This window comes from Pseudomonas sp. NBRC 111143 (assembly GCF_001320965.1).
Lineage (GTDB): Bacteria > Pseudomonadota > Gammaproteobacteria > Pseudomonadales > Pseudomonadaceae > Aquipseudomonas > Aquipseudomonas machongensis.
In genome coordinates this window covers 65,262-77,657 of record NZ_BCBT01000012.1, presented here as the reverse complement: position 1 = coordinate 77,657, position 12,396 = coordinate 65,262, and the positions used below count along the sequence as shown (strand labels likewise).

Annotated in this window: 13 protein-coding genes and 1 pseudogene; 2 read left to right on the top strand and 12 right to left on the bottom strand. The window is 65.1% G+C overall.

The features are described from left to right. Positions 1–7: 7 nt before the first annotated feature. From APH44_RS09490 to APH44_RS09480, 4 genes and pseudogenes are all read right to left on the bottom strand, one after another. Positions 8–793: a sulfite exporter TauE/SafE family protein gene (locus tag APH44_RS09490; RefSeq protein ID WP_054892440.1), complete on the bottom strand. Its 786-nt coding sequence runs from the start codon at positions 791–793 to the stop codon at positions 8–10. A 364-nt stretch (positions 794–1,157) separates the two neighbouring features. After that, the gene (locus APH44_RS30665) at positions 1,158–1,943 is read right to left on the bottom strand and encodes a methyl-accepting chemotaxis protein (RefSeq protein ID WP_371105616.1); all 786 of its coding nucleotides are present in this window, start codon (positions 1,941–1,943) and stop codon (positions 1,158–1,160) included. A 69-nt stretch (positions 1,944–2,012) separates the two neighbouring features. Continuing rightward, positions 2,013–3,044 (bottom strand): annotated as a pseudogene (locus APH44_RS30660) (cache domain-containing protein); the annotation flags it as partial. A 139-nt stretch (positions 3,045–3,183) separates the two neighbouring features. Next, positions 3,184–4,062: a LysR family transcriptional regulator gene (locus APH44_RS09480; RefSeq protein ID WP_054892438.1), complete on the bottom strand. Its 879-nt coding sequence runs from the start codon at positions 4,060–4,062 to the stop codon at positions 3,184–3,186. Positions 4,063–4,163: 101 nt separating this feature from the next. Between APH44_RS09480 and APH44_RS09475 the strand changes: the two genes are divergently transcribed. After that, complete coding sequence (locus APH44_RS09475) at positions 4,164–4,592, top strand: PACE efflux transporter (RefSeq protein WP_054892437.1); 429 nt, start codon at positions 4,164–4,166, stop codon at positions 4,590–4,592. A gap of 4 nt (positions 4,593–4,596) precedes the next feature. On the opposite strand, the gene APH44_RS09470 is transcribed toward APH44_RS09475, so the two are convergent. The 3 genes from APH44_RS09470 to APH44_RS09460 all read right to left on the bottom strand — a co-directional run bounded on the left by APH44_RS09470 (position 4,597) and on the right by APH44_RS09460 (position 6,846). Beyond that, a complete protein-coding gene (locus tag APH44_RS09470; RefSeq protein ID WP_054892436.1) occupies positions 4,597–5,595 on the bottom strand; it encodes a hypothetical protein in 999 nt (332 codons plus the stop codon). A 98-nt stretch (positions 5,596–5,693) separates the two neighbouring features. Next, complete coding sequence (locus APH44_RS09465; protein WP_054892435.1) at positions 5,694–6,137, bottom strand: GNAT family N-acetyltransferase; 444 nt, start codon at positions 6,135–6,137, stop codon at positions 5,694–5,696. 67 nt (positions 6,138–6,204) lie between these two features. Further along, complete coding sequence (locus APH44_RS09460) at positions 6,205–6,846, bottom strand: HD domain-containing protein (protein WP_054892434.1); 642 nt, start codon at positions 6,844–6,846, stop codon at positions 6,205–6,207. Between the two features lie 177 nt (positions 6,847–7,023). Here APH44_RS09460 and APH44_RS09455 point away from each other — a divergent pair, with 177 nt between their 5' ends. Beyond that, positions 7,024–7,989 (top strand): GlxA family transcriptional regulator, encoded by a 966-nt coding sequence (locus tag APH44_RS09455; protein WP_054892433.1) that lies wholly within the window; start codon positions 7,024–7,026, stop codon positions 7,987–7,989. On the opposite strand, the gene APH44_RS09450 is transcribed toward APH44_RS09455, so the two are convergent. The 5 genes from APH44_RS09450 to APH44_RS09430 form a co-directional block, all read right to left on the bottom strand. After that, positions 7,971–8,666, bottom strand: a complete 696-nt coding sequence (locus APH44_RS09450) for a GntR family transcriptional regulator (RefSeq protein ID WP_054892432.1) — start codon at positions 8,664–8,666, stop codon at positions 7,971–7,973. The genes APH44_RS09455 and APH44_RS09450 overlap by 19 nt on opposite strands. Positions 8,667–8,682: 16 nt before the next feature. Further along, positions 8,683–9,390, bottom strand: coding sequence for a FadR/GntR family transcriptional regulator (locus tag APH44_RS09445; protein WP_054892431.1), 708 nt, complete (start codon positions 9,388–9,390; stop codon positions 8,683–8,685). Positions 9,391–9,460: 70 nt separating this feature from the next. Continuing rightward, the gene (locus APH44_RS09440; RefSeq protein WP_054892430.1) at positions 9,461–10,771 is read right to left on the bottom strand and encodes a C4-dicarboxylate transporter DctA; all 1,311 of its coding nucleotides are present in this window, start codon (positions 10,769–10,771) and stop codon (positions 9,461–9,463) included. Positions 10,772–11,071: 300 nt separating this feature from the next. Next, complete coding sequence (locus tag APH44_RS09435) at positions 11,072–11,566, bottom strand: Lrp/AsnC family transcriptional regulator (protein ID WP_054892429.1); 495 nt, start codon at positions 11,564–11,566, stop codon at positions 11,072–11,074. Between the two features lie 11 nt (positions 11,567–11,577). Next, a complete protein-coding gene (locus APH44_RS09430; RefSeq protein ID WP_226938276.1) occupies positions 11,578–12,393 on the bottom strand; it encodes an ABC transporter ATP-binding protein in 816 nt (271 codons plus the stop codon). Between the last annotated feature and the right edge of the window lie 3 nt (positions 12,394–12,396).

Below are 12,396 nucleotides of genomic sequence, written 5' to 3'. Positions count from 1 at the left end.
GGCGGGATCAGAAGGCCAGCTTGTAGCCGATCAGCAGCAGCATGCCCGCCAGGCAGGGACGCAGCACACGATCGGAGATGCGGCCTGTGAGGTGGCTGCCCAGGTAGATGCCCGGCAGCGAGCCGAGCAGCAGGTAGCCGAGCAGCGACCAGTCCATGTTGCCCATGCCGGCATGGCCCAGGCCCGCGACCAGGGTCAGTGGCACGGCGTGGGCGATTTCGGTACCGACCAGGCGCCGGGTCACCAGGAACGGGTAGAGCAGGAACAGCGCCACGGTGCCCAGGGCGCCGGCACCGATCGAGGTCAGCGTGACCATGACCCCGAGCACTACACCGGTGATCACGGTGAGGAGGTTCAGGCTGCGGTCGCTGAGATGGTAGTGATCGCCTGCATGCTTGCTGGCGAAGGCCTGCAGGCGCGACTTGAACAGGATCGCCAGGGCGGTAAGGATCAGTACCACCGCCAGGCCCTGCTTGATGATGGCGTTGAGTGCCGAGGTGTCGGCATGCAGGGTGCTGAGGAACCACAGGGTCAGCGCTGCCGCGGGCACGCTGCCCAGGCTCAGCCAGCCGGTGATCTTCCAGTCGATGTTCTTGTTGCGTGCATGCACCCAGACGCCACTGGCCTTGGTGATTGCCGCGTAGAGCAGGTCGGTGCCCACGGCGGTGGCGGGATTGATGCCGAACCACAGCAGGATCGGCGTCATCAGCGAACCGCCGCCGACGCCGGTCATGCCAACGATGAAGCCCACGACCAGCCCGGCAATGGTGAAACCGAAAGAACCTACATCCATACGCTACTCAATCTGCCCGCTAGCCCGTTGTCGGATGGCAGCAGGATATAGATTGTTCTTTATAGCCAAATAGAATTGTTCGTTATTAGGTTATAACGCGGCAGCGCGACAGGTCTCCTGTAGGAGCGGGCTTGCCCGCGAAAAGAACACCGCGGAGCATGGCACCGGCTGCGCCGGTGATCGCGGGGCAAGCCCGCTCCCACAGGGGATTGGGCTGACCTGTAGATTTTGAATAAGACAGTTACTCCCACAGGGGATTGGGCTGACCTTTAGATTTTGAGTAAGACAGTGACTCCCACAGGGATTGAGCTGGCTGTCAGATTGTGAATAAGACAGCTGCTCCTCCAAGTGCAGTGAAGCAGTTTCAGATCCTGAAACTGCCCACCAACTGCTTCAAACGTCCCGCCTGTTGGGTCAGCGCATCGCAGTGGCGCAGGGTTTCGTTGAGGTTCTGCACCCCTTGCTGGTTGAGTGCGTTGATCTGGGTGATATCCAGGTTCAAGCTCTCGACCACCGCGCTCTGCTCCTCGGTCGCCGTGGCCACCGACTGGTTCATGCCATCGATCTCGCCGATGCGCAGGGTCACGCTGGCCAGGCGCTCGCCCGCCTGGTTGGCCACCTGCACGGTCTGCTCGCTGGAGACCTGGCTGGCGTTCATGGTGTGCACCGCCTCGCGCGAGCCAACCTGCAGGCTGGTGATCATGCGGTGGATCTCTTCGGCCGACTCCTGGGTGCGGTGTGCCAGGTTGCGCACCTCGTCGGCGACCACGGCGAAGCCTCGGCCCGCTTCCCCGGCGCGCGCGGCTTCGATGGCGGCGTTGAGCGCCAGCAGGTTGGTCTGCTGGGAGATGCCCTTGATCACGTCGAGGATCTTGCCGATCTCGTCGGTGCTGGCGTTGAGGGTTTCGATCTGCTCGCACGACTCGCTGATCTTGTGCGACAGCGCGGTCATGGCGTTGATCGCATCCTCCACCACCTGGCGCCCGTCGTTGGCCTGATCGCTGGCGCCGCTGGCGTGCTGCGAGGCATCGGCGGCATTGCGTGCGATTTCCTGGGTGGCGGCGCCGAGCTGATTGATCGCTGCCGCCACGCTGTTGGTACGCAGGCTTTGTTCCTCGGAGCCGTTGATCGAGGCGTTGGAAGCACTCATCACCTGTTCGGACAGGTCGTGCACCTGCCGCGTGGCCGAGGCCACTTCGCTGATCGAGGCATGGATACGCTCGACGAAGCGGTTGAAGGCAGTGGCCAGTTCGCCGAACTCGTCCTTGTGCTGCACCTGCAAGCGACGGGTGAGGTCGCCTTCGCCTTCGGCGATATCGTGCATGGCGCGGCCCATGGTGGTCAGCGGGCGCATCAGCAGTGGGATCAGCAGGCCGAGCACGGCAGCGATGGCGGCCACGGCAATGATCATGGCGATGATGGCCGAACTGCGGAACTGGCCGAGGGCGGCGTAGGCCTTGTCTTTGTCGATGGACAGGCCGATGTACCACTGCGCCGAGGGTAGCCCCTTGACCTGGGTGAAGGAGACGATCCGCTCTTCGCCGCCGAGGGTCACGTCCTGCATGCCCGGCTCGACCCGCAGGCCGCTGCCGGGGTAGATGTCCTTGAGGTTCTTCATCAGCTGGTCCTTGTCGGGGCTGACGATTACCTGGCCTTCACGGTCGACCAGGAAGGCATGGCCGATACCGCCGAAGTCCACCGCGTTGATGATGTCGACCAGGCTGTCCAGGCTCAGGTCGCCACCGACAACTCCGAGGAGCTCGCCATTGTTGCGGGCCTTGACCGGTATGGCGATGGTCACCACCAGGCCGCCTACCGATGCCTGGTAGGGCGGTGTCAGCAGGGTCTGGTTGGCGCTCACCGCAGCGGTGTACCAAGGGCGTTTGCGCGGGTCGTAGCCTTCGGGCATCTGTGCGTCGGGGCGCTGGGTGAACAGCCCGGTGTTCTGGCCGAAGTAGGTGAACTGGAAGTTGCTGGTGTATGAGGGTTGGTCGACCAGCCCCGCGACCTGACTGCCGGTGCCTTGCTGGGCGATGTCCTGGGCGAGGTTCTCCAGGATCAGGATGCGTCCGCCCATCCAGTTCTGCACGCTGCTGGCGGTGAGCGCGCCGGCCTGCTGGACCGAGGATTCGATGTTCTGGCGGATGGTGTTGCGCTGCAGGTAGTCGTTGTAGAGGGTGAACAATGCGAATGCCAATACCACGACACCGCAGGCGCTGAGGAGGATCTTGTGGCGGAACTTCAGGTTCATGTTTCGAGACCTTGAGCCGATGCTGGGGAGGCCGCCGTGCACTTTTGGCGCGTAGCGACGCCTGTCGGGATCGCTATCGGCCTGTCGGTCAAAAGGTTGAGTTAGACGTTGTTCTGGCCGACGAGCGGCCATGTGCGGATCAATCGGTCGCCAGCAGCTCCACCAGCGCCCGCGCGGCTTGCCCGAGGGGCTGTTGCTTGAGCCACAGCGCATGCACCGGCAACTGGAGTTCGTTGCGGGTGTTGCGAAACGCCAGGCGCACCAGCCGCCCGGCTTCCACCAAGGGTGCGACCCGCGTTGCCGGCAGGTCGCCCCAGCCGAGGCCTGCTTCGACCATCTGCAGGGCCAGGTCGACGCTGTCGGTACGCCAGTGCGTGGTGCCGATCAGCGAGCGGGTGTCGCGCAGCGGCAGGTCGCGGCTGTGTACTAGGATCTGACGGAGGCTGACCAGGTCTTCGAGGTCGCGGATGCGCCCCTGGCGCAGGGCAGGATGGTTGGGCGACAAGGCTGCCACCAGCGACTCGCTGCCCAGGTGCTGGAAGCTGCGCTGCGGATCGACCTGCAACCCGGCAAAGGCCAGGCACAGCCCGACGCGGCCGCTGTCCAGCAGGTGCAGGGCGTCCTCCTGCGGTGCGCTGAGCAGTTCGATGTCGAGCAGCGGATAGCGTTCGCCCAGCCGCGCAATGGCGGCCAGCAGCGGACGCGGGTCGATGTCCGGCACCACGGCGATCGCCAGGCTGCTTTCCAGCCCTCGCGACAGTTCAAGCGCATGCACTTGCAGTAACCCCAGTTGCTCGGCGATCAGCCGTGCGTGCGGCTCCAGAGCGCGGGCGCGGTCTGTGGCGCGGACCTCGCGCGCTCCGCGCTCGAACAGTGCGTAGCCGAGTTCGGCCTCGAGATTGCCGATGGCCATGCTCACCGCCGATGGCACTCGCCCCAGCACCCGTGCGGCAGCGGAGAACGAGCCGCGGTCGAGCACGGCGAGGAACAGTTGGATGTTGTCGCTGGAAAAGTTCATGCGGTTCTCCTTTCAGTCAATCTGAAAGGTGCTGACTTTTTCTGTCAAGAATATTGATTCACTCTCGTCGCCTTCATTCACTGCATTCCGAGGTAACCACGGTGCAAGGCGTCAAGCGCAAACTGGTTTACGTGACCTTCTATGAACTGATCGGCCTGGGCATGTCGACCCTGGGGCTGGCCTATCTCTCCGATACCCCGGCCTCGCACACCGGCCCCCTGGCGGTAATGATCACCACCATCGCCATGTTCTGGAACCTGGTCTACAACAGCCTGTTCGAACACTGGGAAAGCCGTCAGGCCAAGCGTGGGCGCAGCCTGGCACGTCGTGTGGCGCACGCGGTGGGCTTCCAGCTGACGCTGGTGCTGTACCTGATTCCGCTGATTGCCTGGTGGCTGGACATGAGCCTGGTCGAAGCGTTCGTGGTGGACCTGGCGTTCATCGTGCTGGTGCCGTGCTACACCTTCGCCTACAACTGGGCGTTCGACCGCATCTTCGGCCTGCCGACCTCGGCCATGGCAGTGGCCTGAGGCGTCAGGGCCGGCCAGCACCCGACAGCAAGCCATCCTCGACCTGCCCCGACAGGTAGTACACCCCCGAGAGCGCACCGCTCTGGCGGTTTTCCATCAGCTCGCGCCATTCCTCGTTCAGCGCCACGTTGAGGATCACCCGCAGTTGCTCGACCATCTGCGGTTGTTCGCGGTCATGGGTCATCATGCCGAAACCGGCCACCGCCACCGAGATCATCGCCCCGGCGGCCTTGCCTACTGCGGCTGCCACTGCGCTGGCGATGCCGCGCGGGGCCAGGGTGGCGCCGAGTTTTTCGCTGGCGCGGGTGGCTACCGACGACAGCCCCACCTCGGTTTGCCCGGGAGCCTTGGCAGCCTGGTCGTGCAGGTGCTGGCGCAGCGCTTGCCAGGCGGGCTGCTGGTCCAGTGACTGGGCGCGCAGCAGTTGGTAGAGCGTCGCATCCCTGGTCGCGGGCGGGCCCAGGGCGATGGCCGCAAGGTGATTCAGACGCTGGCTGACCTGATCGGGCGGGGCGTTGTAGCGTTGGATGATTGTCGGCAACTGCTTGGCGAACAGTTCCAGGTACAGCGCGCTGGCGCGGTCGCGGATGCCTTCGGGGTTGATCTGCTCGGCGACCGGTTCGATCACCCGTTCGTGGTACTGCGTCTGGAGGTAGAGCGCCAGGCGTTTTTCTGGCGGGTCACTGCCGTTGCCGCTGTTCATCTTGTACCAGGCAACCTTGAGGGTCAGCCACTGCTGGGTCCAATAGCCGGTGAACCAGGGGATGAAGTCGCTTTCGGTGCGTTGCTGCACCTGTTCGCGCCAGACCCGCATCGAGCGACGGGCATAGTCGCTGGCCGAGCCGGTGGCGGCAACCGAGGCGCTAATCAGGTCCTGGTCGATCTGTTGCCAGAGGGCGGGGGTGAGCGTGGCCGGGGGCGGGGCGGGTGAGGTGCGTTTGCCGGCACAGCCAGCCAGGGCCAGCAGCAGGCACAGCAGCAAGAGGGGAATGCGCGGATTCACGCTGGTAGCCTCCCTGGGTAGAGGCTGGATGAAGTCTTCTGATTATAGGAGCGGGAAGGGCCGCAGAGCGGCCCCTTTTTGCAGTGCGAAAGCCATGTTCAGCCCTCGCGTTTCAGATGCAGCAGCGGGTACGGATCGCCCTGGCCATCGACTTCGCTGCGTCCGGTCTGGACGAAGCCCTGGCTGAGGTAGAAACCCACGGCCTGCGGGTTCTGTTCGTTGACATCGACCTCGCGCACGCCCAGTTCGGCGACGACGTCAGCCAACAGCGCCTTACCGATGCCCTGGCCGCGGTAGATCGGATCGACGAAGAGCATCTCCAGCTTGCCCTCGTGTACCCCGGCGAAGCCGAGGATCTGCCCCTGTTCATCGTACGCGGCGCGCAGCTGGACGAAGCCCAGGTACTGGTCGCGTACCAGCGGGCGCAGGCGTTCGATGTAGCCTTCGGGAAGAAAATCGTGCGTAGCCCGCACCGAGGCTTCCCACAGTTCGGTCAGTCGCTCGAACTGCTCTGCGCCGACTGGCGCGATGGTGTGTTGCATAAGACCTCCTGGCGTGTAATTGCCGGGCGCATGGTAAGGCGCCCGGCAAGCCTTGGCCAGCGAGGCCTCAGCTCGGCCAGCAGGACTGGCGGATCACGCTGCAGAAGTTGCCGGGATGGAAACCCGGTTCCTTGTCGGCGATGACATCGCCCTTGACGTTGCCGAAGGTGGTCTGCGGCTTGTGGCGGATGCCATCGTAGAAGGCCTGGATGATCGCTTCCTTGAACTGCTCGCCGCGAGGGTGGGCCTGGACCACGGCGTCGCGCTCGGTGGCGCTCAGCCCCTCGTGGTGCAGGCCGAGGACGTCGGTCTCGACACCGGCGGTCACCAGTGCGATCAGCGGGTGCATGAACTCGGGAATACCCGGTGTGGTGTGCAGGGCGATGGCGGTCCAGACCCGCTCGATGTCGCGTTCGGCGATGCCATGGCCCTTGAGGAAGTCGCGGGCGGCGTTGGCGCCGTCGACCTCGAAGCGGCAGCAGTCGCTGCTGTGCTGATGGGTCAGGCCCATATCGTGGAACATGCAGCCGCAGTACAGCAGTTCGCTGTCGAACTTCAGACCCAGGCGCTTGCCGGCCAGGGCGGCGAAGTAGAACACCCGGCTGGAGTGGTGGAACAGCAGCGGCGAGGCGGTGTCGCGGACCAGTTCGGTGATTTCACGGGCCATGGCGCTGTCAGGCACCTGGATACCGGCGATGGAGGTGGACATGGGTGACTCCTGGTGTGGTGGTGGAGTCAGTGTGGCGGGGCGAGTGATTGTCCTCAATTGACGTTATGCGTCATATCCTGCCATTGTCGGTCTGCGACAGACATGGCCTGCGCACGGGTTCGGCCGGGGTTTTATGCTGTCGCTACTCACCCTTTTGCGCGCCTACAGGATCTCCAGATGCCCTCGCTGACCCTCGCCATCCTTGCCATGCCCGGCGTCCAGTTGCTCGATGCCAGCGGCCCGCTCGATGTCTTCGCCGAGGCCAACCGCCAGGCCGGTCGCGAGGTCTATCGCCTGCGCCTGCTGGCCTGCGAACCCGGCCCACTGGTCAGTTCGTCCGGCGCACGCCTGCTGCCCGATGGCTGGATCGGCGACACCCACGAGCCCATCGACACCCTGCTGATCGCCGGTACGCCACAGGCGGCCAGCCAGCACCTGCGCAGCGGCATCCTCGACTGGCTGCGTGGGCGCGCCGCCAGTTGCCGACGCTACGGATCGGTCTGCACCGGCGCCTTCGCCCTGGCCGCTGCCGGCCTGCTCGATGGCCGACGCATCACCACGCACTGGGCGGTCGCCGAGGCCTTGGCCGAGCGCTATCCCGAGGTGCAGGTGGACGCCGATGCGATCCAGGTCCATGACGGCAAGGTGCGCACTGCGGCGGGGGTGACGTCCGGGCTGGACCTGGCGTTGAGCCTGGTGGAGGAGGACCTGGGGCGAGAGCTCGCCAAGCAGGTGGCAGGGCAGTTGGTGATGTACTTCAAGCGCCCGGGCGGGCAGTTGCAGTTCAGTCGCCAGGGCGCCTCGTCGCCGGTCGGGCGCTCGGTGCTTCAGGGGTTGCAGCGCTATGTGGCCGCCAATCCGGCCGAGGATCACAGCATCGCCAGCCTGGCGCAGCGGGCGGGTCTCAGCCCGCGGCACTTCGCCCGGCTGTTCCAGGCCGATGTGGGCATGACCCCGGCGGCCTGGGTGGAACTGGCACGGGTCAATGCCGCCCGCGAACGACTCGAGGGCGGACGCGAGCCGCCCAAGCAGGTGGCCGCCCTGTGTGGCTTCGCCAATGTCGACACCCTGCGCCGCGCCTTCGTGCGGCATGTCGGGGTCACCCCGGCGGACTACCGCAAACGTTACGCGCGCACGCTCTGATCGAGGTCGAGCTTGGCTTCGAGGCGGTCCAGGTGCTGGTGCATCAACGCCAGCGCCGCGGTGCTGTCGCCATCTTCCACCGCGTCGATGATTGCCGCGTGCTCTTCCCAGGCGCAGTGCTCGCAGCAGGGCGACTCGTAGCGGGCGATGATCAGCGAGGTCATCGGCACCAGGCCGTTGAGAAAGCGCGCCAAGGGTGCGTTGTTGGCCATCTGCGCCAGCTTGAGGTGGAATTCGCCGCCCAGACGGATGGCCGTGCAGCGCTCGCCGCGTTCGTGGTGCAGGCGCTCGCGCTCGACCAGTTGGCGCAGTTGGCGGATCTGCCCCGGACGCGCGCGCTGGGTGGCCAGGCCGATCAGTGTGGTTTCAGCCAGGCGCCGTGCACTGAGCACCTGGCGCGCCTGCTGTGGATCGGGCGCGGCCAGGTGTGCGGTGTGGCTGGGGCGTTGCACCACTACCTGCTGGTCGGCCAGGCGCCCGAGCACCCGGCGGATCACTGTGCGGCTGACGCCGAAGGCATTGCCCAGCGCTTGCTCGGGCAGGGCGCTGCCAGGTGGCAGGCGCTGTTCGAGGATGGCGTCGAACAGGCGCGGGTAGATCTGTTCGGCTCCCAGGCGGCCTTCGCCAGTCTTGATCAACTGGGGCAGGCACGGGTCGGCGTGGGCGAAGGCGGTCATGATCGCTCTCCTGACGTCAAAGATGCGGGTCCGGATGGTCGTCCGGGATGTTCAGTTCGATGCCCATGCGCTGGCCCTCGGCGAGGATGTGCCGGCGCATCTGGGCGCTGGCCTGGGCGCTGTTGCGTGCGCGGATGGCGCGCACCACTGCCTCGTTCTCGTCGAGCCGTGCGGCCAGGTGTTCAGGGGAGTCGCGCAGCATGGCCGCGCTCTGCTTGAGCGCGTTGCTGGTCTGCTGCACCACGCTCTGGAAGATCGGGTTGGTGGTCAGCGCGAACAGCGCCTCGTGGAAGGCGATGTAGGCGGCTACGCCTGCCTCGCTGTCGCAGGCGTCAACGGCTTCGCGCAGGTCCATCAGGGTCAGGCGCAGCTGGCCGATGTCCTGGTTGCCCGCCGATTGCGCGACCAGCCCGGCGATGAAGGGCTCGAGGGTGTAGCGCAGCTCCAGCACATCGGCCAGGCTGGCAGCGCCGACGCTATCGGTGCTTTGTACCAGCGTGGCGTCGGCCTCCAGCACCAGCACACCTTTGCCAGGCATCGAACGCACCAGTCCGAGGGTTTCCAGTACGGTCACCGCTTCACGCAGGCTGGGGCGGCTGATGCCCAATTGTTCGGCCAGCTCGCGCTGGCCTGGCAGCATTTCGCCGCTGCGCCACTGGCCGCGGGCCAGGGCCTTGCGCAGCTTTTCCACCACGGAGTTGACGACGGTCGATGAGCTGATCACGGTTCGCTCCCTGATTGAAACCTGAGTCTTGGCGCCTGTGGGCCGGCGCTGAACGCCGGCCCTGGCACGGTCAGAATTCCTGCTGATGGGCCTGGCCCGGTTTGCGCGCTACCGGTGCGAAGCCGGGCTTGCCGGCCAGCACGTTGTTGGCGCGCTCCATGTCGATGTCCTTCTCCCAACGGGCGATGGCCACGGTGGCGACACAGTTGCCGATCAGGTTGGTCAGTGCCCGGCCGATGCCCATGAACCAGTCCACGGCCAGCACCAGCACCAGGCCGACCACCGGGATCGCCGGCACGGCGGTCAGGGTGGCGGCCAGGATCACCAGCGCCGAGCCCGGGATGCCGTGGGCGCCCTTGGAGGTGACCAGCGACACCAGCAGGATGGTCAGCAGGTCGGTCATGGCCAGTGGCGTGCCGGTGGCGTTGGCGATGAACACGATGGCCAGGGTGAGGTAGATCGAGAAACCGTCCAGGTTGAACGAGTAGCCGGTCGGAATCACCAGTCCCACGGTGGAACTGCCGATCCCCAGGTGTTCGAGCTTGCGCATCACCTGTGGCAGTACGGCGTCGGAGGAGGCGGTGCCGAGGACGATGGTCAGTTCCTCGCGCAGGTACTTGATGAACGGGATCAGCTTCAGGCCCGACACGCGCATTACCGTGCCCAGGATCAGCAGCACGAAGCCTGCACAGGTGATGTAGAACAGCGCCACCAGCCCGCCCAGGTGCTGCAGCGATTCCAGGCCGTACTTGCTGGTGGTGAAGGCGATGGCGCCGAACACGCCGATCGGCGCCAGGCGCACGATCATGCCCATGATGCGGAAGATCACATGGCTGAGTTCGTTGATCAGGCGCGAGATGCCCGAGGCCGACTCGCCGACCAGATTCAGTGCACTGCCGAACAGCACGGCGAACAGCAGGACCTGGAGGATGTTGTTGTCGGCGAAGGCACCGATCACCGAGGTCGGGATCAGCTCCATGAAGAACGCCGTGGCGCCGTGGATGTGCGCACCGCGATCGGCCAGGGCGCCGGCATCGGCGCTGGAGAGCTGGTCGAGGTGGATGTTGGCACCTTGACCAATGCCGGTGGAGAAGGCCAGCACCAGGCCGATGACCAGGGCGATGGTGGTGAGGATTTCGAAGTAGATCACCGACTTCAGGCCGATGCGTCCGACCTTCTTCAGGTCGCCCGCGCCGGAGATGCCACTGACCACCACGCAGAACACGATGATGCCGATGAGCATCTTGATCAGCTTGATGAAGCCGTCACCGAGGGGTTTGAGCTGCAGGGAAACTTCGGGAAAGCTGAGACCGCAGATAACGCCCAGGGCTAGGCCCAGGACAACTTGGAGGAAGATCGAACGCGAGCACCATTTGAGCATGGGAGGGATCTCTGATTCGGTGTCCCTGCTTCGATGCACGCCAGGGGATGGCGGGCGAAAGAGCGCAGGACTTAATTATTGTGGTCTTACCGGTTTGTCCAGTGCGGGGTAAATGTAAGCGCGAATTTCCGAGCTTGGCAAGGGCTTTTGGACTTACCGGTCTGACCAGTTGCAGGCTGGTGCACTCCAGGCGCTCTGCGTGGGGTGTTGGAGGGGAAAATAAATTTTTACGGGTGCGGCGTCGCTGGATACCGGGCCGACAGGCGGCCCGATATCAGCGAATGGGGGATCTTGAAGGGGTCAGGCTTGTGGTGCGAGGCTCTTGACCGACGCCAGTTCCGGGTGGGCGACCAGCTTGTCGATATGCAGTTCGTCGTCGTTCATCCAGGCTTCGGTCAGCACCCGGTAGTGCTCCATGTCGCGGCAGCGCATGCGCAGGCTGTAGTCGAAATGGCCGCTGATCAGTTGGCATTCATAGACCTGCGGGCAGGCCCGCACGGTGGCCTCGAAGGCGCGCTGGGCGGAACGCCCGCTCTGATTGGACAAGGCCACCAGGACCAGCAGCGACAGGCCAGGCGACACCTGCTGCAAGTCGATGATCGCACCGTAGCCGCGGATCACACCTCGTCGCTCCAGCTTGCGCACCCGCTCAAGGCAAGGCCTGGGCGTCAGGTGCACGAGGGTCGAGAGCTTCTCGTAGGTGATCCTGCCGTGGTGGCGCAGCACATCGATGATCGCTTCATCGATGCGATCCAGCGGCGGGTTGGCGGGGGAGCGGGTGGCCTTGCTATCCATACGGCGTGACTTCACTTCAAACGGTTTGAGAGAAACTGTTGCAGGCGTGGGCTCTGCGGGTGGTCGAGGATGTCGGCACTGCCGTGCTCCTCCACCAGTCCCTGGTGCAGGAACAGCACCTGGCTGGACACCTGGCGGGCAAAGCCCATCTCGTGGGTGACCATCAGCATGGTACGTCCTTCCTCGGCGAGCGTCTGTATCACCTTGAGCACCTCGCCGACCAGCTCGGGGTCGAGCGCCGAGGTCGGTTCGTCGAACAGGATGATCTCCGGCTCCATGGCCAGTGCGCGGGCGATCGCCACCCGCTGCTGTTGGCCGCCGGAGAGGAATGCAGGGTATTGCTCGGCGGCGCGCGCAGGCAGGCCGACCTTGTCCAGATAGGTGCGCGCTCGCGCCTGGGCCTCGGCGGCACTGATGCCCAGTACCTTGCGCGGCGCCAGGCAGATGTTTTCCAGCACGGTCAGGTGGCTCCACAGGTTGAAATGCTGGAACACCATCGCCAGGCGTGTGCGCAGGTTCTGCAGTTGTGCAGGTGGCGGCGTGCGGGTGCCGGGGCGGATCTGCAGGGTCTGGCCGTCGAGGGTGATGCTGCCGGCATCGGGCTGTTCGAGGAAGTTGATGCAGCGCAGGAAGGTGCTCTTGCCCGAGCCACTCGCGCCGATCAGGCTGATCACGTCGCCCTTGCGGGCTTGCAGCGATACGCCCTTGAGCACCTGGTGCTCGCCGTAGTGCTTGTGCAGGCCGTCGACGCTGAGCTTGATCGCGCTCGCATGGGCCTGGGTGGAGGGCGCGTGTTCGAAGTTCAAAGGCAGTGCGGTGGCGGTCATGGA